Raw genomic sequence first — 20465 nt, forward strand, 5'->3', positions numbered from 1 at the left:
TGGTCGCGCCGAGTAACCAGACGGTGCAGGCGCTCGGTGGCCGCATCCGGTGTCCAGACTTCTGGCAGGTAGCCGGCGGCATGCAGGCTCGCCAGCACGCCGGCATCGATCTTGTCGGTCTTCACCTGCGCAGGGGCGATCGCCTTCACCTGCAGCGGATTGGCGATGATCACCCGCGCCACAGACGGCGACAGCACGCGCACCACCGCCATGGCGTTGCCGGTCGCCTCGACCACCACCTCGTCGGTCGGCTCCAGGGTCTTGCCAAAGCCTTCCAACGCGGTTCGGGTCATCTCCACCCGGCCGGCCTGATGCAGCCGACCTTCCTCCCACACCGCGACCTGCGCAAAGGTGCGGTGGATGTCCATGCCGATCACGCGTCGCATCACGTCCTCCTGTCGCTGGAAGAACGGGAGCGTGGGGCGACACGACACCTACGGATCCGCGCTCACGGCGCAACCGGGCAAGGCGCAAAAGGCGGCCAGCTACTAACGCGAGCTCGCAGCTCATCGTGTACATCGGCCTGCCCGCACTTCGTGCTCCCGGTGCCTTCTGTCCCGGATGGTCGCACCATACGCGAAGATCCGCAGATCCCGCCGGACGTCGGCACCGGCTCTCTCATACCGGTTACAAATGCTATAGAAGCCTTGAACGCCAAGCTGCGCCGCGCCGTCCGCGCCAGGGGCCACTTCCCGACCGACGAAGCAGCCATGAAGCTCCTGTTCCTGGTCTTGAACCGGACCGAGCGGGAGTGGAAGATGCCACCCCGTCAGTGGTGCATGGCCAAGGCCCAGTTCGCCATCCTGTTCGGCGAGCGCTTCACCAGAGCCATGGCCTGATCATGGGCAACCGCCCACCGATACACGGAATTCCTGACACTCCTAGCGGCCACCACCCAGCGTGGCACGCTTGGCAGCCGAGCAAGCAGGCCGATCGCCTGCGGCAGTTCGTGCGCCTGTCCTGGGGCGAGACTGAAAGCGACGGCACGACCGCTGCCGTTAGCGATCACGCAGACTTTGGTGCCATAGCCGCCACGAGATCGGCCAAGAGCCTCACCCGCAGGATGTCGGGTTCCGTCGCCCCCTTTTGAGCGGCACCTGCCGCTTTCTGATGAGCACGGATGTTGCTGCCGTCCAAGAAGGTCATGCCGAGTTGCACGCCCCGCTCCTGCGCCATCGTCAGCAGCCGCTCCCAAACTCCAAGCCTTCCCCAGCGGATGAAGGTCTGTGCCGCCATCCACCATGATCCGCCAGCAGGCGGATCATCCATCGCCGCAGGCGTTCAGGTCAGGAGACCTGAACGGAGGCCCGAACTCAGGCGGCAGGCTGCGCCACTTGGCGCCATTCTCCGGGCCTGTGCCAGTGCCCCATCTACTGTCCAGCCACCGGTCGCCGCAGCGCGGTCGATCCAGCACATCGTGGTCAGGGCCAGCAGGCCCTGCCGGAGGGGCAAGTGCTGTGGCGGGGCCTCATCTCCGGGACAGGCACGAGGATGGGCAGGCTCACCACCACCGCCCCTGCCATTGACCCACGGCAGGGGCGGTTGCCGGCTTGCGAGGAATGTCCGCAAAGCCGACAGGGGTGGCGGTCGAACAGCGCGCCAGCGCTGGCTGACCCAAGGCCCTGGCCGAGGATCCGTGCAAGGTGTCGCGCCTGACCGAGGCGGTTTCGGCAGCGACCGGCCAGAGCATCGACTGGCCGCAGGTCCATGACCGTCCCTGGCCGACTGTCGGCAGAGCCCACTTCCGTAGGCGCCGCGTGGCCCGGTTCAGAAGTGGCCGGGCGCCTTGCCGAACAGGCGGATCTTCACCATCTCGGCGTGGTGGGGCAGGCGCGGCCAGGCGAGCGCGCCGATGTCCACGCTGGCGCGGATCGAGTTCCAGTTGACGATCCACCAGCGCAGCAGGGCCAGGCGGCAGGCGGTGCGCTCCGCGGGGGCCAGGCGCTCTTTCGCGACCAGATCGACATATTCGCGGTACAGGCGCCAGGTCGGCAGGCTGCGGGCCTTGGCCTTGGCCGCGTCGTGCCAGGCGGCCCGGCCCCTGGCATCCTGCTTGGCGCGGGTGTAGCGCTGGTCGTGCTCGCGCATCTCGACCAGCGGCTCCTTCACCTGCAAGAGCCGGCCGCGCAGCGCCATCTGCGCCAGGAATGCCCGGTCCGCGCCATGGAAGGGCCCGTGCAGCATCGAATCGACCAGCGCCGAGCGGCGGCACAGGCCGAAGAAGTCGACGCAGGAATGCGACATCAGGATCATGGTGGCGAAGCGGTGCGAGGGGCGCGGATGGTCCGCGCCACCGAGCCCGCTGTCATAGAACGCGATGTGCTCGCCCTGGCCGTTGATGTAGTCGACCACCGCGTTGCACAGCACCGCGTCGGGTGCCTGGTCGAGCGCCGCCACCGTCGCGGCGAGGTAGCCGGGCTTGATCCGGTCGTCGTGGGCCAGCCATTTGAAGTAGGTGCCGCGGCTCTTGGCGAATGCCAGGTTGTAGTTGGCGCCGGCACCGAGATTGCGCTCGTTGCGATAGTAGCGAATGCGCCCGTCCGTGGCCGCCAGATCCTGACAGATCATGCTGGTCCGGTCGGTGGACGCGTTGTCGGAGACCACGATCTCGAAGTCGCCCATGGTCTGGGCGAGTACCGAGCTCAGCGCCTGCTCCACATAGTTCTCGCCGTTGAACACGGGAACGCCGATGCTCACCAGGGGCTGGCCGGTGCTTGGGATCGTCATTCTACAACACCTGTCGTGAAATGCATTCGCCGACCGCACGTTTCGGAGCCGTCGGCCGGTTGCTCGGAACTCGCTCGGTCCGGACGATCAATAGTTGCCGAACCAAGTGAGCACAGTGCACGCAAGATGCTCCATCTCCGCCGAAAAATTGCGCTGGCTGCTGCCCGGGAAACCGGCCCGGGCCGGAGCCCGGATCATCCCGCTTCCGCCATCCCCGTTCAACGGGAATGACGAGGCCTGGCGCGCACCGGAGTGTGTGGCAGCGGCCATCCATGCAACCGCTGCGTGAGCGGATTTCGGCAATGGCCTGGTGTGGCTCACGATTGCGGTAGTGCCCGCCTGCGGCGACGTGTCAGGGTGTCGTGATCCGTCGGTAGACGTCCAGGAGGCGTCGAGCGGCATGCCGCCAGGTGAAGTGCTGGAGCGCCAGTTCCCGGCCGGCCAGACCGAAGGCTCGCGCTCCGGCCGGATCGTCGATGAGGTCGCGGATGGCGCCGGCCAGCGCCTGAGCATCGCCCGGCGCCACCAGCCGGCCGGTGCGGCCGGGCTGCACCAGATCCAGCAGCCCGCCATGACCGGCTGCCACCACCGGCAGGCCCTGCCCCATGGCTTCCGCCACCGGCAGGCCGAACCCCTCACGGCATACGGACGGCTGCACCAGCAGGTCGGCCGCTTCATAGGCCGCGGCCAGACGGTCGTGGGGCAGCGGCCCGACGAAGCGGATCCTCGGCTGGAGCTCCGGCGGAACCAATGCGAGAAGACGTGCCTGCAACGTCTTGCCAGGACTAATGAATTGTGCAGCCAATGCCTGGAGGCCGGTACCGTAGAACCGGCGTACCGCCTCCGCCATCGCCGGCTCTCCCTTTGCCATCAGCCGGGCGTGGCACAAGGGCAGCAGGCCTACCGGCCCCACCAGATCGAGGGTGAGTTCGGGATAGGCCGGCGCCAGCTGGGCGAACGATTCGAGGAGGACGTGCGGTCCCTTCTCCGGCGAGATCCGGCCGACCATCAGCAGCCGGCGGATCGGGCGGGGCCCGCGCTCGGCCGACGCCAGCGCCGGCGGATCGATGCCGTTGCCGATCGGCCAGATCCGCCCGGCTGCCTCTGGCACATGGGCGCGCAGCGCCTGGGCCAGCCAGTCCGAGCAGGTGACGATCGCGGCGAACGGCGCCAGCCGCGCCGCGCTGTCGGCGGGCGGCAGCCTGGTCAGCATGTCGTCGTGCAGATGGAGCACCAGGGGCACGCCCGGCAGGGCCTGGCGCAGCAGCGGCCCCGCCTGGGTCGACGTCATCACGTGGACGATGGCCGGGTTCAGGGTCGCAAGCCGCGCTGCCGCACCGCGGAAGTAGGTCCGGTAGTAGGCCGGGCGCATCAGGCGCGGCAGGACGCGCGGATCCAGCAGCTCGAGCGCCTTCTCCACCTGGCGGTGATCGGTGGCGACGCGGTGGATCGCCAGCCCGCCGGAACTGGTCTCGCTGCCCGCCTGTCCCGGCAATCGCGGTGCGATCGCCAGCGGCTCGACCGCCGTGCCCAGCGCCTCCACCAGCCTGTCCAGCACGATCGCCACCGACCCTGATTGCGGGCCGGCGCCCTTCAGGCTATCTCGCGGTTGGCTGACGAACGCGACGCGGAGGGTCATCGACCCGCCATGCCGGCCGCCCAGGCGACCGGGCCACCGCCCCCGTCGGCAGACGGCAACTTCGGATGCAGCACTCTGCCCAATCTCGACAGCCATCCGCCCATGGCGCCGTCCATCCAGCGTTCGGTAGGGCCGGCCGATCCCAGCCCAGGCGACGAGGTAGCCGTGGCTTCCTGCAGCGTAAACGCCGCCGCGGCTCACAAGCTGCGGATCGGCCTGATCCCCGCCCAGGATGTGGTGTCCCTGCAGCAGGCCCTGGCACGGGCCTGCGCTGTGCAGCCGGTGGAACTGGTGGTCCTGGCGGCGAATGCCGCCCATGAAGCGGGAGCGCTGGCAGCGGTGCTCGACCTGCGGCCGAACGCGCAGGACGCGGGGCCGCCCAGCCGGTTCGGCACCTGGCGCTTCTGCTGGGATGGGATGCACGAGGTGGCGCTGGCCGGGGTCGCGGCGCTGCAGGCCGGCCGGCGCGATGCCGGCGTAGCGCTGATGGTGGGCGAGCGCGTGCTCGAGCACTGCCGGATCAAGACGGTCAGCCACAGCCTGCCCAAGACCCAGGACCGGCTGTTCGCCGCAGCCGCCACCATGCCGATCCGGATGCTGCTGCTGCTGGAAGCCGGCCTCACCCCGCCTGCATCCGAGGAGCCGGCCGAGGTACCGGGAACAGCGCTGGAGCCGGTCGCCCGGCTGACCAGGGCGGCGCGGCTGCGCAATCTGGCCGGCAGGATCCTCCGCGAGGCCTGGGAAGAGCAGTGGCGGGTGGGCGTGCTGGACCAGACGCCCGAACAGCTGGTGGCCGGGCCGGACGCCCGGCGGATCACCTGGCTGCCGGCGCGGCAGCAAGGCTATCATGCCGATCCATTCGGTCAGGCGGGGGCGTCCGGCCGGCCGGAGCTGGTCCTGGCCGAGGCCTACGACTTCAAGGAGCGCCTGGGCTATCTCGTGGCGATCGACCGGGACGGCAGCGAACGGACCGTGCTGCGCGAGCCGTTCCATCTGTCCTACCCGCAGCTCGTCGAGCATGACGGCCAGACCTGGCTGCTGCCGGAGGCGAAGGCAGCGGGCCTGGTGCGGCTCTATCGGGGCGATCCGTTCCCCGAGCGGTTCGTACCGGGGCCGGTATTGATCGACGGGCTAGCCGCAGCCGACCCGACCCTGTTTCGCGACAGCCAGGGCTTCTGGCTGTTCGCCGGCGACGGTGCGGCCCAGGACGAGACCAATCTCGTGCTCTACCGAGCACCGGATCTGCTGGGACCCTGGACCCCCCACCCGATGAACCCGATCAAGGTGGACCTGGGCTCGGCGCGGCCGGCAGGACCATTGTTTCGCGCGGGGGGCAGGCTATGGCGCCCCGCCCAGGACTGCCGGGCGACCTATGGTGGTGCGATCGTGCTCAACGAGGTGCTGACGCTGACACCCGACCTGTATCTCGAGCGGCCGGGCCCGGTGCTCCGGCCCGATCCGGCCGGCCCCTGCCCGCACGGCCTGCACACCCTCACCCCGTTCGGCCAGGGCTTCCTGGTCGACGGCAAGCGCGAATCCCGTTCGCTGCGCCGCTGGCTCACCGGCCTGAGGTCGCTGGCCGGTGGCTGATCCCGCACTGTCCGGCACGGACGTGGCGCACGACACGCCCAAGACCCTCCCGGATCATCGCAGCACGGTCCGCGCCCTGACCTTCAACATGGCCTCGATCGTGGTCGGCAAGGTGATCGCGGTGGTGATCGGCCTGGTCAGCATCGCGCTGATCACCCGGGCGCTGGGCCCGGACGGCTATGGCGCGTACCGCACGATCCTGACCTTCGTCTCCTTCGTCAGCATCGCGTCGGATCTCGGCCTGCAGATCGTGGTACTGCGCGAGCTGGGGCGGCCCGGCCGCGACCATGGCCGGCTGATGGGGGCGGCCATGCTCCTGCGCATGCTGCTCTCGGCTGCGGTGATGGCCGCAGGCGCGCTGGTCAGCCTGGTGATGCCCTACGACTCCACGATCGTGCAGGGCATCCTGGTGGCAGCGCCCTATTACGTCGTGTTCCAGGCCGCGATGATGCTGCAGTCCGTGTTCCAGCGCCACCTGCGCCAGGGCCAGCAGGCGATCTCGGAGACGGTCGGCGGCCTGGTCATGCTGGGGCTGGTATGGCTGGCGGTGCAGGCCGATGCCGGGGTGGTGCCGATGGTGGGCGCCATGCTGGGCGGCGGCTTCGTGCAGCTGCTGGTCGCCTGGCCGCTGGCCCAGCGGCTGCAGCGCTTCCGCCCGACGGTGGACCTGCCGATCTGGCGCGAGCTCATGGCTACCGGCCTGCCGATCGCCGGCTCCCGGGTGATCCTCAGCACCATCCTGCGCGGCGACATCCTGCTCCTCTCGCTGCTCGCCACGGACGCCGCGGTCGGCCTCTATGGCGTGCCCAGCAAGATGTTCGAGATCCTGATCACCCTGGCGGTGCTGTTCAACGGCATGCTGATGCCGATGCTGGTGACCGCCCTGGCCGAGAAGGACGAGGCGGCGGCACGGGCCACCGGCGGCCACGCGATCACCGCCATGCTGATCTTCGGCGGCGGCGTGATCGCGGCGTTCGCGGCATTCCCGGCCGAGGTGCTGACCGTGGTGGCCGGGCCCGAGTTCGCGGTGGCGGCACCGGCGCTCACCATCGTCGCCGTGGCGATCGCCGCCAATGCCGTGGCGCAGGTCTACCGGCACATGCTGACCGCGATGGACCTGCAGCGCCAGGCCTTCCTGACCGACTGCATCGGGCTGGGCGTGGCGCTGGTCAGCTATTTCACGCTGATCCCGCGCTTCTCCTACCTGGGCGCCGCGTTCGGCACCGCACTGACCGAAACCGCGCTCTGCCTGGGCCTGATGGCCGCGGTCGCGTGGAGCGGCGTGTGGCCGCCCATCCTGAGCGCGCTGGTCAAGGCGGTGCTGGTGACGGCACTCAGCATCGCCGCCATGCTGGGCCTGGCGCGCCTGGGCCTGTTCTGGCCGCTGGCGCTGGTGGCCGGCGGCCTCGTGTTCCTGGGGCTTACGGTGATCGTCCGCCTGGCACCGCCCGCCTATCTGGAGGCGATGCTCAAGCGCAAGAAGCGCCAGCCGGCAGCCTCCTGAGCGCCGTCAGGCCACGAGGCCGCCCCATCGGGCAGTCAGGCCCGAGGGCCGCGGCCCAGCATCTGGCGCTTGATCTGGCCGAACAGGCTGGCATTGCCGCTGCGGAAGCGGATCCCGCTCTCGGCGGCGATCCGGCGACGCTCCTCGGCCTTGAAGCTGCGCCACGCCACGAACTCGCGCAGGAGCTGGGCGGGGATCGGTGCATAGCCGCCCTCGGCGGCCGGCAGCTTCTCATAGCCCAGCCGCCGCATCGGCCCCGCCGCGATCAGCTCGATCAGGCGGATCTGCGCCGGCTTCAGCCGCTTCTTGTAGGCGTCGATCGAGGCGGTGTTGACCGGGCGGAACACGCCCTCCTTGTAGGGCTGGTCCTTGAACATCACGTCGCGCGAGCGGTGGAACTCCAGCATGGCCGGGTCGAATTCCTCGCCCACCACCGTGCAGACCTTGCGCACCCAGGGCTCGGGATCGCGCACCAGGTCCTCGTAGCGCAGCTCCAGATAGTTGCCGGCATGGGCCTTGCCCCCGGTGGCGAAGCGGTGCGCGGCCTCCACGTCGATCCGCCACTTCACCGCGGCGGTGACCACGTCCTTGGAGGTGCGCGGCAGCTCCACCCGGGAGGCCACGTTCGCGCGCGGGTCGCGCACCAGGTGGATGATGCGCGCGTCCGGGAACATGGCCAGGATCTCGTCCAGATGGCGCACGTTCCAGGGCGTCTTGTCGCCGATCCGGACCTTGCCGCGCAGCCGGGCATAGACCTGCATCAGCTTGAGGAAGAACAGCGGGTAGCTGGGGTCGGGATGTTCCAGCATCTCCTGGCGCACCGCCGCCAGGGTCTCGTCCAGGCCGTTCCAGTTGTGGAAGTGATCCATGCTCGGCAGGCGCTCGAACATCCGGTCGATCGCACCCGGCGCCTTCAGGTCCGGGACCTCCGCCTCGAGTCCCCGGATGATGTCGAAGAAGATGATCTCGTCGGCCACGCCGATCCGCGGATGGGCGTCGAGGATGCGCTGGAACAGCGTCGTGCCGGACCTAGGTGCTCCAACAACGAAGATGGGCGCCGTGTCGGGGAACACGCGCTCTACCTCGGACATCTCAACCTCTCCCAGCCACGCCCCAGGCGGCGTTCCTTACAGGCGCCCCCTTACGGGGTTTCCACGGGAACTGCGAGCCGCCCCTGTGCCGCGCCGGACAAAGCGCGGCCGATCGTGGTGCCAGGGTACCGCAGCCGAGGGGCGCGCGACGATCCTCATGACAGTTCCCTCGCCAGGGCCGATGCCGCAAGCTCGGCTAGGTGGGATGACCCGCGAGCCTTGTCGCCAAGCGAGACAGTAATATATCACAGCCGAAGGGGTTGCCGTTGGGGCTGAACATGCCGGAGACGGGCGAGCCGGACACGCAGCCGGCGCCCAGTCATACACGGACTCGTGCGCAGGCACGGGCGGGCAGGCAGGCGCGTACCGCTGGGAGCCGGCGTCCCAGTGCCGCCGTGGCCATCCATGCCCATCTGCGCGACCAGATCGTCCGGCTGGTGCGGCTACCGGGCGAGCCCGTCAACGAGCGCGAGATCGCGGCCCTGTTCGGGGTCAGCCGCACGCCCGTGCGCGAGGCGCTGCTGCAGCTGGCCAGCGAGGGGCTGATCGCCATGGTGCCGCAGGTGGGCACCTTCGTGGCCCGCATTCCCGCCAACCACCTTCCCGAGGCGGTGCTGGTGCGCCAGGCCCTGGAAGAGGCGACCGCGCGCCTGGCGGCCGAGCGCAGCCCAGGCGTGGATCTTGCCGGGATGGAGGCGGCGATCGACCGGCAGGTCCGTGCGGCGGAGCGGGGGGCAATCGAGGAGTTCCACATCGCCGACGAGGCGTTCCACGCGACGATCGCCGTGGCCTCGGGCTATCCCGGCATCTGGCGCCTGGTCCGCCGCGCCAAGCTTCAGCTCGACCGCTACCGCCGGGCCACCCTGCCCCAGCTCGGCCGGCTGCCCAAGGTCATCGAACAGCACCGCGCGATCCTGGACGCCATCGCCCGTCATGATCCGGAGGGTGCCGCCATGTGCATGCGGGCCCATGTCGGCGCCCTGGTGGTCGACCTGGCGGCGATCCGCGCGCTGCACCCCGACTGGTTCACCGAGATTTCTGAAGAGGCAGGGCCGTGATCACCGAGACCCGTCAAGCCGTCCATCCCGAGGCCGTGCGCGGCATGGATACGGACGCACTGCGCCGTCATTTCCTGATCGAGCGGCTGTTCGCGCCCGACCAGGTGCTGCTGACGCTGAGCCATGTCGACCGCGTCGTGGTCGGCGGGGCGATGCCGACGAGCCAGGTGCTGTGCCTGGCGCCGGAGCCGAGCTTCCGGACCGAGCATTTCCTGACCCGGCGGGAACTGGGGGTGATCAACCTGGGCGGGCCGGGCACGGTCGTGACCGACGGGACCGAGCATGAGCTGGCCAAGCGCGAGGCCGTCTACGTGGCGATGGGCACGGCCGAGGTCACCTTCCGCTCGGCCGATCCCGCCTCCCCGGCGAAGTTCTACCTGGTGAGCGCGCCGGCCCATGCCCGGTTCGAGACGGTCCGCCTGCCGCTGTCGTCGGCGCGCACCATGCAGCTGGGCGAGGCGGCCAAGGCCAACCGGCGCACGATCTACCAGCTGATCCACCCGGACGTGGTCCGCACCTGCCAGCTGGTGATGGGTACCACCGTGCTGGAGCCGGGCTCGCTCTGGAACACCATGCCCTGCCATGTCCACGACCGGCGCATGGAGGCCTATTGCTACTATGACCTGCCGGCGGACGCCCGGGTGTTCCACTTCATGGGCGAACCGGACCAGACCCGCCACCTGGTGGTGGCCGACGGCCAGGCGCTGATCTCGCCCGGCTGGTCGATTCATACCGGGGTCGGCACCGAGGCCTATGCCTTCGTCTGGGCGATGGCCGGCGAGAACCAGGACTATACCGACATGGACCATGTCCAGATGGCGGACCTGCGGTGAGCCCGTTCGACCTGTCCGGCAGGACCGCGGTCGTCACCGGTGCCAATACCGGCCTCGGCCAGGGCATTGCCCTGGCGCTGGCCAGGGCCGGTGCCAGGGTGGTCGGCGTGGGCCGCAGCCCGATGGACGAGACCCGGGCGACCGTGGAGGCGGGCGGCGGCACCTTCCTCGGCGTCACGGCCGACCTCGCGACCCTGGAGCCCATCCCGGACATCGTCGAGGCCGCAGTCACCAATTTCGGCCGGATCGACATCCTGGTGAACAACGCCGGGATCATCCGCCGCCAGGACGCGATCGACTTCACCGAGGCCGACTGGGACGCGGTGATGGACGTCAACCTGAAGAGCGCGTTCTTCCTGAGCCAAGCGGCCGCCCGGACCATGCTGGCCGACGGCAGGGGCGGCAAGATCATCATGATCGCCTCGCTCCTGTCCTTCCAGGGCGGGATCCGGATCCCTTCCTACACGGCGAGCAAGAGCGGACTTGCCGGCATCACCCGGCTGCTCGCCTGCGAGTGGGCGGCCAAAGGCATCAACGTGAATGCGATCGCGCCCGGCTATTTCGTGACCAACAACACCGAGGCGCTGCGCAACGATCCGGACCGCAGCGAGCAGATCCTGGCGCGCATTCCGGCCGGCCGCTGGGGCCAGCCGGACGATATCGGCGGTGCGGCGGTGTTCCTGGCCTCGCCCGCGGCCGACTATGTCCATGGTGCGATCCTGCCGGTCGATGGCGGCTGGCTGGCGCGCTGAGGCTCAGCCGTCGATCTCGTAGGCGAGGTAACGGATGATCTTCCAGCCGCCATCCGGCTGGCGGCGGAAGACGTCCATGCCCGGCTCGGTGGAGCGCGCGAGGGTTTCGCCGGTCGAGCGCTCGCTCACCTCGAGGGTCCAGGCGAGGCGCACCACCGCGAGATCACCGGAGACCAGGATCTCCTTGATCTCCAGGTCGTAGCGGTAGCGCCGCTCCGGGTCGTCGAGCGACCGGTGCAGCAGGTCGCAGATCGCCCGGTGGCCGCGTTCCGGGAAGGCGCCGTAGTCGTAGCGCAGCTCGGTCGCGAACAGGTCGCAGATCCGCTCCTGGCGCCCGGCGTTGAAGTCGCCGGTCCAATCCAGCAGGGCCGTGCGGATCGCCTGTTCCGGCTCATCCTGCCCCGGCCTGGGTGCAGGGACACAGCCTGCCAGCATGACGAGGGCGAGCAGCATCGCCCGCATCAGGCCAACCTTGCTCATCGTACTGCTCATGGCGGTGGCTCCGCCGCAATCCAGTCATGCAGCGCCTGGGCGTCGGGACCGGGCGGACGATCGGCGGAGAGGAACGCCACCCGTGCGCGCACCTCCTGCTGCAGGCGGGCCAATGGATCGCCGAGTGCCGGGCCGTCCTGGAGGTCGAGCGCCTGGGCGGCCGCCAGCAGTTCGATCGCGACCAGATGGCGCCATGCCGTGAGGATCCCTCCGGCTTTCTCCACCACCAGGGGCGCCTGCGTGGCATGATCCTCCACACCGGCGGCAACCGGCCACCAGTCGAGCATGACCGGTGCTGCGTGGCGCCGGATCTCGCCCATCAGCGCCATTGCCGTCTTCTGCAAAGGCACGAGCCCGGCCGCCATGCCGCCGATCGGGGACAGGCCCAGCGGCAGGCCTGCCCGTCGCCCGCCGGTCAGCTGGAGGAAGCGGCCGAGGCAGGCCTGGGCCACCTGGGCCATCGCCAGGCCCAGATTCTCGAAGGCCAGCACCAAGGCGGGGGCGGCGAAATTGCCGGTCGACAGCACCAGGCCCGCTTCCGCCAGGACCAGCGGATTGTCGGCGGCACTGCCGAGTTCCAGTTCCACCTCCTGGCGCGCCCGCGAGAGCGCCTCGGCACCTGCACCCAGCACCGGGGCTGCACAGCGGAACGACAGGGGATCCTGCAGGCCCGCGGCCGGCCAGTCGCTGCCGGCCAGGAGTCCAGCCAGCCTTGCCGCTGCCGCAGCCTGGCCCGTGGCAGGACGGGCGGCCTGAACGGCGGGCTCCAGCACAAGCCGGTTGGCCGATGCCGCCACGAAGCTCAAGGCTACCACCTGCTCCTGCCAGTCGAGCAGCCGGGTCGCAGCATCGACGAGCAGGGCACCGGCGCCCACGGCGAAGGGCGAGGCATTGATCAGGGACAGGCCGTCCTTCGGAGCGAGTCGTGCCGGCTCCAGGCTCGCCCGGCGCAGCGCTTCCCCACCCGGTAGGACCACGCCCCGGTGCTCGGCCTGGCCCTCGCCGATCAGGACCAGGGCGACATGCGCGAACAGGCCGAGATCGCTCTCGCCGATCGAGCCATGGCGCGGCACCTGCGGATGGACGCCCCGGTCCAGCAGTGCGCATAGCGCGCTGAACAGGCCAGGCGACAGCCCGGAGCCGCCCACTGCCAGCATCGCGCAGCGTGCGGCGATCGCCGCGCGTACCGTTTCGGCCGGCAGCGGCTCGCCCACGCCGACCGCCCTGCCCCGCACCAGCATCGCCTGGAAGGCGCTCGCGTCCAGACCGTCCGGATGCTCGGCCAGGTCGCTGCCGACCTTGGCGCCCAGCCCGGTGTTCAGCCCGTAGATCCGGGTGCCCGTGGCCGCCGCATGGTCGAGCACCTGCCGTGTCCGGGCCAGATGCGGCAGCAGCGTCGGCGCCAGCACCGTACGTGCCTGGCCCCGGGCGAGACGGACGATGTCCTGGATCCCGACCGGGCCGGCCCCGAAGCAGACGGTGGTCACGCGTAGCGCAGCCGCTGGCCGAGACCCAGCCGCTCGGCCTTGTCGAGCATCAGCTGGCCCAGTGCGATGTCGCTGAGCGAGAGGCCGCGATGCCAGAACAGGATGGTCTCGTCCGGCCGCTCCCGGCCGGGCTTCTCCCCGGCCACGATCTGGCCCAGCTCGGCATGGAGGTTCGCTTCGGACAGCCGGCCGCTGTCGACATGGGCGCGCAGGGCGCCGAGCTTGCCGGCCCGGGCCTGGCCCCAGTCGTCCACCACGATCTTGGCCATGATGTCGGTGAGCGAGAGTTCGACGGCGCTCATGGTGCCGTAGGGGATCACCAGCGCGCCGGGCTTGATCCACTCGGTCTTCAGCAGCGGCTCAGGCGCCGGCAGGCGCGAGGCCTCGACCACAATGTCGGCGCCTTCCATGCAGCTTCGCCAGTCGGCGACCGCGCGGACCGGCTTGCCCAGGTCCCGGGACAGGCGGTCGGCGAAACCGTCCCGGCTCTCCGGGCGGCGCGAATGCACCCGGATCTCGGAAAAATCGAACAGCCGGTCGAGCAGGCGGACGTTCCAGTAGGACGTGCCGCGCGCGCCGACATGGCCCAGCACTTTCGGGGCCGGCGGCGCCAGATACTTGCCGCCCAGCGCGGTCACGGCACCGGTACGCATCTCGGTCAGGCCCGTGGCGTCCAGGATCGCCAAGGGCCGGCCGGTGCGCGGGTCGAACAGGTTGAGGATGCCGAACTCGGACGGCAGGCCCTGGCGGTAGTTCTCGACATAGTCGCCCACCACCTTGACCCCGGCCAGGCCCAGCGGCGCCACATAGCCGCGCAGCACGTTGAAATGGCCGTGGAAGGCCGGGTCGGGCACCAGGTGCATGCGCGGCTCGATCACCGTCTCGCCCCGGCCCTGGGCGCGCAGCCCGCCCTCGACTGCCCCCAGGATCTCCTCGTCGGTCAGCTCCAGCGCCGCAATGTCCGGACCGTTCAGCCAGGTGATGTAGAGTTCCGCCAAGGTCCGGCTCCTCCCTGCTCTTGGACCGTCCCGGCCAGCAGGACGTTCACTTCCCTAACATGGCGGCGGCAGCGGTACAGCCGAGCCTCAGGCGCTCCGGCCGCGCCGGTCGGGGGCGAACTGTTCCAGCAGGGCCTTGAGCAGCAGCGTCACCAGGCCGATCAGGGTCAGCACGGACGCGGCGGCGAAGGCGCCCAGGGCGTTGTAGTCGTTGAACAGCAGCTCGACCTGGAGCGGCAGGGTGTTGGTCTGGCCGCGCACGTTGCCGGACACGACCGAGACGGCGCCGAACTCGCCGATGCTGCGCGCCGAGCACAGGATCGCGCCGTAGAGCAGCGCCCAGCGGATGTTCGGCAGGGTCACCCGCCAGAACATCTGCCAGCCGCTGGCGCCCAGCGAGCGGGCCGCCTCCTCGTCCTCCCCGGTCTGGACCTGCATCAGGGCGATCAGCTCGCGCGCCACGAACGGGCTGGTGACGAACAGGGTCACCAGGATGATCGCCGGGATCGAGAACATGATCCGAAGGTCGTGGGCCATCAACCAGGGGCCGAGCAGGCCCTGCGCGCCGTACAGGAACAAATAGATCACGCCGGCCACGATCGGCGAGACCGAGAAGGGCAGCTCGATCAGGGTCACCAGCAGCCGGCGGCCGGGGAAGTCGAAGCGGGTGACCGCCCAGGCGGCGGCGATGCCGAACACGAGATTGACCGGCACCACGATGATGGCGGTGAGCACGGTCAGCCAGATCGCGTGCAGCGTGTCGGGGGTCAGGAGGTTGCCGAGATAGGCGGCGATCCCGGCGCGCAGCGCCTGGACGAGCACGACCACCACCGGCGCCGCCAGGAACAGGAGGGTCAGGACCAGGCCCAGCCCGATCAGCAGGCGGCGGACCCAGGCGATGTCGCCGGCCCGGTGGCCGGTGCGCTTCGCCGCGCCAGGGGCCATGTCAGGGATTGCCGGTGAAGCGCAGCCAGCGGGACTGCAGCCAGCTGGTCGCGGTGAGCATGACGAAGGCAGCCAGCAGCATCACGCAGGCCAGGCTCGCGGCACCGGCATAGTCGAACTCCTCCAGGCGGATGAAGGTCAGGAGCGAGGTCACCTCGGTCTCGAACGGCAGGTTGCCGGCGATGAATACGATGGCGCCGAACTCGCCCAGCGAGCGGGCGAACGCCAGGGCGCAGCCGGCAATCCAGGCCGGCAGCACCATGGGCAGGATCACCCGCCCGAAGATGGCGAGGTCGCCCGCACCCAGCATCCGCGCGGCCTCCTCGGCCTCGGCGTCCAGCTCCTCCAGCACCGGCTGCACCGTGCGCACCACGAATGGCACGCTGGTGAACGCCATCGCCACCGCGATGCCGGCCGGCGCGTAGGCGACCTTCAGCCCCAGCGGCTCCAGCACGCTGCCGAACCAGCCGTTCTTCGCGAACAGGGTGGTGAGCGCCAGCCCGGCCACCGCGGTCGGCAGGGCGAAGGGCAGGTCGACCAGCGCGTCGACCAGGCGGCGGCCGGGGAACTCGTAGCGGACCAGGATCCAGGCGAGCAGCAGGCCGTAGAGGCCGCAGAACAGGGTCGCGGCCGCCGCCATGGTCAGGGTGACCCGGTAGCTGGCCAGGGCGCGCTCGCCGGTCACCAGCGTCCACAGCTCCGCCGGCCCCAGCTGCAGCGCCTTGAGCACCAGCGCTGCCAGGGGCAGGACCACGATCACGGCCAGATAGGTCAGGGTGAAGCCGAGCGACAGCCCGAGGCCCGGCAAGGCACGCTTTCTCAAACAGGATCCCCGGCCGACAACAGGGCTTCAGCGCCCGCGCATCACCCGGTCGAGCACGCCGCCTTCGGCAAAGTGTACCCGGTTGACCTCGGGCCAGCCACCGAAGACCTCATCGACGGTGAACAGCCGGACTTCAGGGAAGCGGTCGGCAAAGCGCTCGGCCACCGCCGGATCGCGCACCCGGTTGAAGTGCTCGGCCAGGATGGTCTGGCCCTCGGGCGTGTAGAGGAACTCGACATAGGCGGTGGCGGCCTCGCGCGAGCCGCGCCGGTCGACCACGGCGTCGACCACGGTCGCCGGGAAGTTCGCCTCGATGCTGGTGGACGGGATCACCACCTCGTAGCCGGCATCGCCATACTCGCGGCGGATGCCGTTGACCTCGGCCTCGAAGGTGAGCAGCGCGTCGCCGATCTCGCGCTCGACGAAGGTGGTGGTGGCGCCGCGCCCGCCCGTGTCGAACACCGGCACGTTGGCGATCAGCTTCTGGACGAATGCCTCGGCCTGGGCCTGGTCACCACCGGACTTCTCCAGGGCGTGGGCGTAGGCAGCCAGATAGGTGTAGCGGGCATTGCCCGAGGTGCGCGGGTTCGGAAACAGGACCTGAACCCCCTCCTGCACCAGGTCGTCCCAGTCCTTGATACCCTTCGGGTTGCCCGGGCGCACCAGGAAGGCTGGCAGGGAGTAGTAGGCGGAGCTGTCGTTCGGGAAGCGGCTCTTCCAGCCGGCCGGGATCAGGTTGCCCCGGTCGTGCAGGATCTGGACGTCGATCTCCTGGTTGAAGGTGACCACGTCGGCCTGCAGCCCTTCCAGCACCGCGCGGGCCTGGCGCGACGAGCCGCCATGCGACTGCTCGACCACGATGTCCTGACTGGTGCGCTGCTTCCAGGCCGCGGCGAATGCCGGGTTGATCGCGGCGAACAGCTCGCGGCTGATGTCGTAGGACGCGTTCAGGAGTGTGCCGACCTCGGCCCTGGCCGGCCGGGCCAGGCCGGTCAGGGCAGCGGATGCCAGCACGGGGGCGGCCAGCACGGACCCGACCAGACTACGGCGCTTCATCGAACTGCTCACTTTCCTGCCCGAGATCGGCTCGGCATGTCCTATCGCCCGAGCCGGATCTGGCGACCGCAGTGCAGCCGCGCAGTTCTGCACCCGGACGATTTTACTTATTAGATCTGTGGTACAATTTACTTTTCCACAGGCGGCTGGTCAATTGTGCGGCCCCGCCCCTGCCTAAAGAAAAAATGAATCGGGACCCAAGCACATCTGTGCCGGACAGCTTCGGCGCGCCAGTTCATCCCGGCGCGATCCGGAGCGGCCGCTCCTGCGTAGCAAGTGATCAGCAGACTCAGGGCGCGACCGTTGCCCAGGGCGGAACGGCGCCGGCCCGGTGCCAGGGATGGAAGGACCAGCATGATGATCGGCACCGGCAGGCGAACCGGGCAGCCGGAGAGCGCAGATTGAGCGGACCTGCGAGCAGCCCGCCGGCCCGGCTGGGCTTCCCGGTCAAGGTCATGGCCAGACCGGATCTGAAGAGTAACGACGCGCGCCGCCATGCCAGCGGGCCGCACCTGAAAGTGTCGCTGGAGTATGTCGACCGGATCCTGGATCATCTGAATCGCCACCGGATCCGGATGTACCGGATGTCCTCCGACCTGGCGCCCTACGCCACCCATCCGGACCTGCCGCAGTTCCATGGCATGGTCCAGGAGAGTGCCGCCGAGCTCCGGGCAATCGGCGCCAAGGCCAAGCGGCTCGACATTCGCCTGTCCTTCCATCCTTCCCAGTTCATCGTGCTGAACAGCCCCGACCCGGACTTGGTCAGAAAGAGCGTGTGGGACCTGACTTCCCAGGCGGAGATGCTGGACCTGATGGAACTCGGGCCAGAAGCGGTGCTGGTGGTCCATGTGGGCGGGACCTATGGCGACCGCGTCGCCAGCGCCGATCGTTGGGCCAGGACCTGGCCCAGCCTGCCCGAACCGGTGCGGCGGCGCCTGGTGCTGGAGCATGACGACCTGCGCTTCAGCGCTGCCGACGTACTGCGCATCCACGAGCAGACCGGGGTGCGCCTGATCTTCGACTACCAGCACTTCTGGTGTCTGAACCCGGAAGGGCTGGAGCTGCGGCCGACCGTGGCGGCGATCCTCGCGACCTGGCCGGACGGGGTGCGCCCAAAGATCCATTTCTCCTCGCCGCGCACCGAGCTGCGCCAGCTCAAGCGCAAGGTGCCGGGCACCCGCAGGACCGAGCTCGTCCCGGTCCCGCCGGTCTGGACGGGTCACGCTGATTTCTGCAACCCGTTCGAGTTCGCGACCTTCATGCGCGCGGTGGCGGGGCTGGAGTTCGATGTGATGCTGGAGGCCAAGGCCAAGGACCTGGCGCTGCTGCGCCTGCGCCCGGACCTCCTGCGCTATGCCCCGGACGTGGCGGTCCGCTTCGGCCTCGATCCGGCCCAACCGGATGCTTTGGCCGACGAGGAAGCGGCCGGCCTGGTCGAGGCGGCCATGCCCGCCGAGGGCTGACCTGCCGGCTCAGGTCGGCAGGCGGCCATCCGGCGTGTAGCGGTCCACGGCATCCGGCAGCTCGCGCGTCAGGCGCGCCAGCAATTCCTCGCGGGACAGGCCGGTCTGCTGGCTGAGCGTCGCCAGCACGTCCGGGCCGATCGCGTGCTCGAGATGCTCGGAGCTGACCGGCCGGTTCGGCCCGCTCGCCACCCAGGAATCGGCATCCTCACCGTGGCCGGTTTCCTTGAAGCGGTCGATCAGCTCCTTCAGCCCGCCGCTCACCAGCTGGTCACCGTTGCCGGGGCTGCTGCCGGAACCGCCGCCGAACAGGCTGCCGAGCCCGCCCAATATCCCGCCGAGCCCGCCCGGCTGTGCCGCATCGGCCGGATTCTGACCGCCCCCGGCCGGTTGTGCGCCGGAGCCGCCACTGAACATCTCCGCGAGCTTGTCGCGGTTCTGGTAGCCCGCGATGGCCAGGAGGCCCAGCAAGGCGGTCATCGACGGAAGGCCGCGGTTCATCGCCATTCTCCTGCACGATCCCAAAGAATCGAAACAGGCGGCGCTGGGCCGAGTTCCGCTCCTGGCCTCAGCGGCCGCCGGGCGGATCCCGGCGCGGTGGGTGCGGCTCCACATGCGGTCGGAACACCTGCCAGCCGAACGCTTCGAGCTGGTCGGCGACCCGCTCCGCGGCATCATAGCCCGCCATGGAGGCCGAGTGGACCGGCGTGCGTACGAAGCCGTGCAGGGCTCGCGCGATCACGTGAACCAGATGATCACGGCCCACCACTCTCAGGTCCGCGCCATCCATGTCGGAACTGTTCGTCATGGGCCGAGAGTACTGGAACAAAACATGAACATCAAGGACCGAACGAAGCAATATCGGCCAGCAGGCCGTGCGGCCGGCTCGTCGGGACAGGCATGTGAGGGAAGCGGGGAAGGCTGGAGCGGGTGAAGGGAATCGAACCCTCGACACGTAGCTTGGGAAGCTACTGCTTTGCAATAGCAGCGTATAGCATTGCATAGCAGTATCGTGCAATTTCAATTGTTTAGCATAGCATGGCATAGCGGCAAATAGCATGTTATCTCATCCTGGTGCTAACCCGGTGCTAAGAGGCGCGCTTGACGGCTAGGACAAAACTCCTGCGGACGCAGGTCGCCAAGCTGGAGCCGCAGGCGAAGCCCTTCCGGATCTACGACCTTGAGGTTCCGGCTTTGTGCGTCGAGGTCCGGCCGACCGGCCGGAAGGCCTATATCCTGGCCTACCGTCTGCCAGGCGGCCGCGCTGGCCGATACCGGGAGATGCGGCTCGGCACGCATCCGGGCCTCGTGCCGGAGAAGGCGCGCGAGCTCGCCCTCGGCCATCTGGCGAAGCTGGTCGACGGGGTCGACCCGGTCGAGGCGCTGCGCGAGGCACGCAAGCCGGCGGTGAAGCCGCTCACGGTGGTCGAAGCGGTCGAGAAGTACGTCGAGGCGCTGGCCGGCCGGCCTGGGCAGAAGGCGCCGAAGTCGGCGCTCAACGTCTACATCCGGCCGTGGAAGCATGCTGACGACCCGGCGGTCGAGATCCGGCCGGCTCAGGTCCGCTCGCTCCTAGCTCAGATCACGGAGCGCCATACGACCAAGCTCCGCGCCGGCGGGCATGTGGTGTCGGCGCTGCGCGAGGCGTTCCGGTACTGCCGCGAGCATGACCTCATCCCGAAGGGCGAGGATCCGACGGCCGGGGTGACCATCCATACCGGCAAGCGGGTCCGGCGGATCGCCTCGGCGGAAGAGATGGCGCAGGTCGTGGCGGCTGTCCGCAGCGAATGGCAGGCGGGGCAACTGTGGCCGCCGACCCTCGGGCTGATCCTGCTTCTGATGGCGACCGGGGCCCGGCCGAACGAGCTTCGGACCGCGAAGCGCACCGACCTGGACCGGCGGCGCGGCGTGCTGGTGCTGGAGAAGCACAAGACGAGCTCGACGTCGGGGGCTCGGGAGATCGCGCTATCGCCCGCGGCGCTGGCGATCCTGGACATGATCCCGACC

General features: G+C 69.5%; 19 protein-coding genes and 2 pseudogenes. 8 read left to right on the forward strand and 13 right to left on the reverse strand.

Annotated features, from left to right (window positions below; translation table 11 throughout):
• Positions 1-386, reverse strand: a 386-nt coding sequence (locus VNS22_RS02750) for an IS110 family transposase (protein WP_414653304.1), incomplete at its 3' end; no start/stop codon positions are given.
• Between the two features lie 234 nt (positions 387-620).
• Between VNS22_RS02750 and VNS22_RS02755 the strand changes: the two are divergent.
• Positions 621-839 (forward strand): annotated as a pseudogene (locus VNS22_RS02755) (transposase); the annotation flags it as partial.
• Between the two features lie 17 nt (positions 840-856).
• Here the strand turns inward: VNS22_RS02755 and VNS22_RS02760 are convergent.
• The 3 genes and pseudogenes from VNS22_RS02760 to VNS22_RS02770 form a co-directional block, all read right to left on the reverse strand.
• Positions 857-1260, reverse strand: a pseudogene (locus VNS22_RS02760) (IS5/IS1182 family transposase); the annotation flags it as partial.
• A gap of 507 nt (positions 1261-1767) precedes the next feature.
• A complete protein-coding gene (locus VNS22_RS02765) occupies positions 1768-2727 on the reverse strand; it encodes a glycosyltransferase family 2 protein (RefSeq protein WP_325729377.1) in 960 nt (319 codons plus the stop codon).
• Between the two features lie 352 nt (positions 2728-3079).
• Positions 3080-4366, reverse strand: coding sequence for a glycosyltransferase family 4 protein (locus tag VNS22_RS02770; RefSeq protein ID WP_325729379.1), 1287 nt, complete (start codon positions 4364-4366; stop codon positions 3080-3082).
• 165 nt (positions 4367-4531) lie between these two features.
• Here VNS22_RS02770 and VNS22_RS02775 point away from each other — a divergent pair, with 165 nt between their 5' ends.
• Complete coding sequence (locus VNS22_RS02775) at positions 4532-5956, forward strand: glucosamine inositolphosphorylceramide transferase family protein (protein WP_325729381.1); 1425 nt, start codon at positions 4532-4534, stop codon at positions 5954-5956.
• Positions 5949-7460 carry a flippase gene (locus VNS22_RS02780; RefSeq protein WP_325729383.1) on the forward strand — a complete coding sequence of 504 codons (1512 nt, stop codon included), beginning with the start codon at positions 5949-5951 and terminating at the stop codon, positions 7458-7460. The genes VNS22_RS02775 and VNS22_RS02780 overlap by 8 nt, the downstream gene beginning before the upstream one ends.
• A 35-nt stretch (positions 7461-7495) precedes the next feature.
• On the opposite strand, the gene VNS22_RS02785 is transcribed toward VNS22_RS02780, so the two are convergent.
• A complete protein-coding gene (locus VNS22_RS02785) occupies positions 7496-8551 on the reverse strand; it encodes a sulfotransferase (protein WP_325729385.1) in 1056 nt (351 codons plus the stop codon).
• Between the two features lie 395 nt (positions 8552-8946).
• On the opposite strand from VNS22_RS02785, the gene VNS22_RS02790 reads away from it, so the two are divergent.
• The 3 genes from VNS22_RS02790 to kduD are packed head-to-tail and all read left to right on the forward strand — an operon-like array spanning position 8947 to position 11194.
• The gene (locus VNS22_RS02790; protein WP_325729387.1) at positions 8947-9609 is read left to right on the forward strand and encodes a GntR family transcriptional regulator; all 663 of its coding nucleotides are present in this window, start codon (positions 8947-8949) and stop codon (positions 9607-9609) included.
• On the forward strand, positions 9606-10442 hold the full coding sequence (kduI, locus tag VNS22_RS02795; RefSeq protein WP_325729389.1) for a 5-dehydro-4-deoxy-D-glucuronate isomerase: 837 nt from the start codon (positions 9606-9608) through the stop codon (positions 10440-10442). The genes VNS22_RS02790 and kduI overlap by 4 nt, the downstream gene beginning before the upstream one ends.
• A complete protein-coding gene (kduD, locus tag VNS22_RS02800) occupies positions 10439-11194 on the forward strand; it encodes a 2-dehydro-3-deoxy-D-gluconate 5-dehydrogenase KduD (protein WP_325729391.1) in 756 nt (251 codons plus the stop codon). Before kduI ends, kduD begins: the two co-directional genes overlap by 4 nt.
• A 3-nt stretch (positions 11195-11197) precedes the next feature.
• On the opposite strand, the gene VNS22_RS02805 is transcribed toward kduD, so the two are convergent.
• The 6 genes from VNS22_RS02805 to cysP all read right to left on the reverse strand — a co-directional run bounded on the left by VNS22_RS02805 (position 11198) and on the right by cysP (position 16995).
• Positions 11198-11674, reverse strand: a complete 477-nt coding sequence (locus tag VNS22_RS02805; protein ID WP_325729393.1) for a nuclear transport factor 2 family protein — start codon at positions 11672-11674, stop codon at positions 11198-11200.
• Between the two features lie 8 nt (positions 11675-11682).
• Positions 11683-13173, reverse strand: a complete 1491-nt coding sequence (locus tag VNS22_RS02810; RefSeq protein WP_325729395.1) for an aromatic amino acid lyase — start codon at positions 13171-13173, stop codon at positions 11683-11685.
• Positions 13170-14171, reverse strand: a complete 1002-nt coding sequence (locus VNS22_RS02815; protein ID WP_325729397.1) for an ornithine cyclodeaminase family protein — start codon at positions 14169-14171, stop codon at positions 13170-13172. The genes VNS22_RS02810 and VNS22_RS02815 overlap by 4 nt, the downstream gene beginning before the upstream one ends.
• A gap of 87 nt (positions 14172-14258) precedes the next feature.
• Positions 14259-15116: a sulfate ABC transporter permease subunit CysW gene (gene cysW / locus VNS22_RS02820; RefSeq protein ID WP_325729399.1), complete on the reverse strand. Its 858-nt coding sequence runs from the start codon at positions 15114-15116 to the stop codon at positions 14259-14261.
• Position 15117: 1 nt separating this feature from the next.
• Positions 15118-15939 carry a sulfate ABC transporter permease subunit CysT gene (gene cysT, locus VNS22_RS02825; RefSeq protein ID WP_349261690.1) on the reverse strand — a complete coding sequence of 274 codons (822 nt, stop codon included), beginning with the start codon at positions 15937-15939 and terminating at the stop codon, positions 15118-15120.
• A 27-nt stretch (positions 15940-15966) separates the two neighbouring features.
• Positions 15967-16995: a thiosulfate ABC transporter substrate-binding protein CysP gene (gene cysP, locus VNS22_RS02830; RefSeq protein WP_325729403.1), complete on the reverse strand. Its 1029-nt coding sequence runs from the start codon at positions 16993-16995 to the stop codon at positions 15967-15969.
• Between the two features lie 401 nt (positions 16996-17396).
• Here cysP and uvsE point away from each other — a divergent pair, with 401 nt between their 5' ends.
• Positions 17397-18458 (forward strand): UV DNA damage repair endonuclease UvsE, encoded by a 1062-nt coding sequence (gene uvsE / locus VNS22_RS02835; RefSeq protein WP_325729405.1) that lies wholly within the window; start codon positions 17397-17399, stop codon positions 18456-18458.
• 9 nt (positions 18459-18467) lie between these two features.
• Here uvsE and VNS22_RS02840 read toward each other — a convergent pair whose 3' ends face one another.
• Together VNS22_RS02840 and VNS22_RS02845 are read right to left on the reverse strand one after the other, a co-directional pair.
• The gene (locus VNS22_RS02840) at positions 18468-18959 is read right to left on the reverse strand and encodes a YidB family protein (protein ID WP_325729406.1); all 492 of its coding nucleotides are present in this window, start codon (positions 18957-18959) and stop codon (positions 18468-18470) included.
• Positions 18960-19026: 67 nt separating this feature from the next.
• Entirely contained in the window at positions 19027-19248 is a 222-nt protein-coding gene (locus VNS22_RS02845; protein ID WP_325729408.1) for a hypothetical protein, read from the reverse strand.
• 311 nt (positions 19249-19559) lie between these two features.
• On the opposite strand from VNS22_RS02845, the gene VNS22_RS02850 reads away from it, so the two are divergent.
• Positions 19560-20465: integrase family protein (locus tag VNS22_RS02850; RefSeq protein WP_325729409.1), on the forward strand; the 906-nt coding region annotated here is incomplete at its 3' end.

It is taken from the genome of Geminicoccus sp. (genome assembly GCF_035556675.1).
Taxonomy (GTDB): Bacteria; Pseudomonadota; Alphaproteobacteria; order Geminicoccales; family Geminicoccaceae; genus Geminicoccus.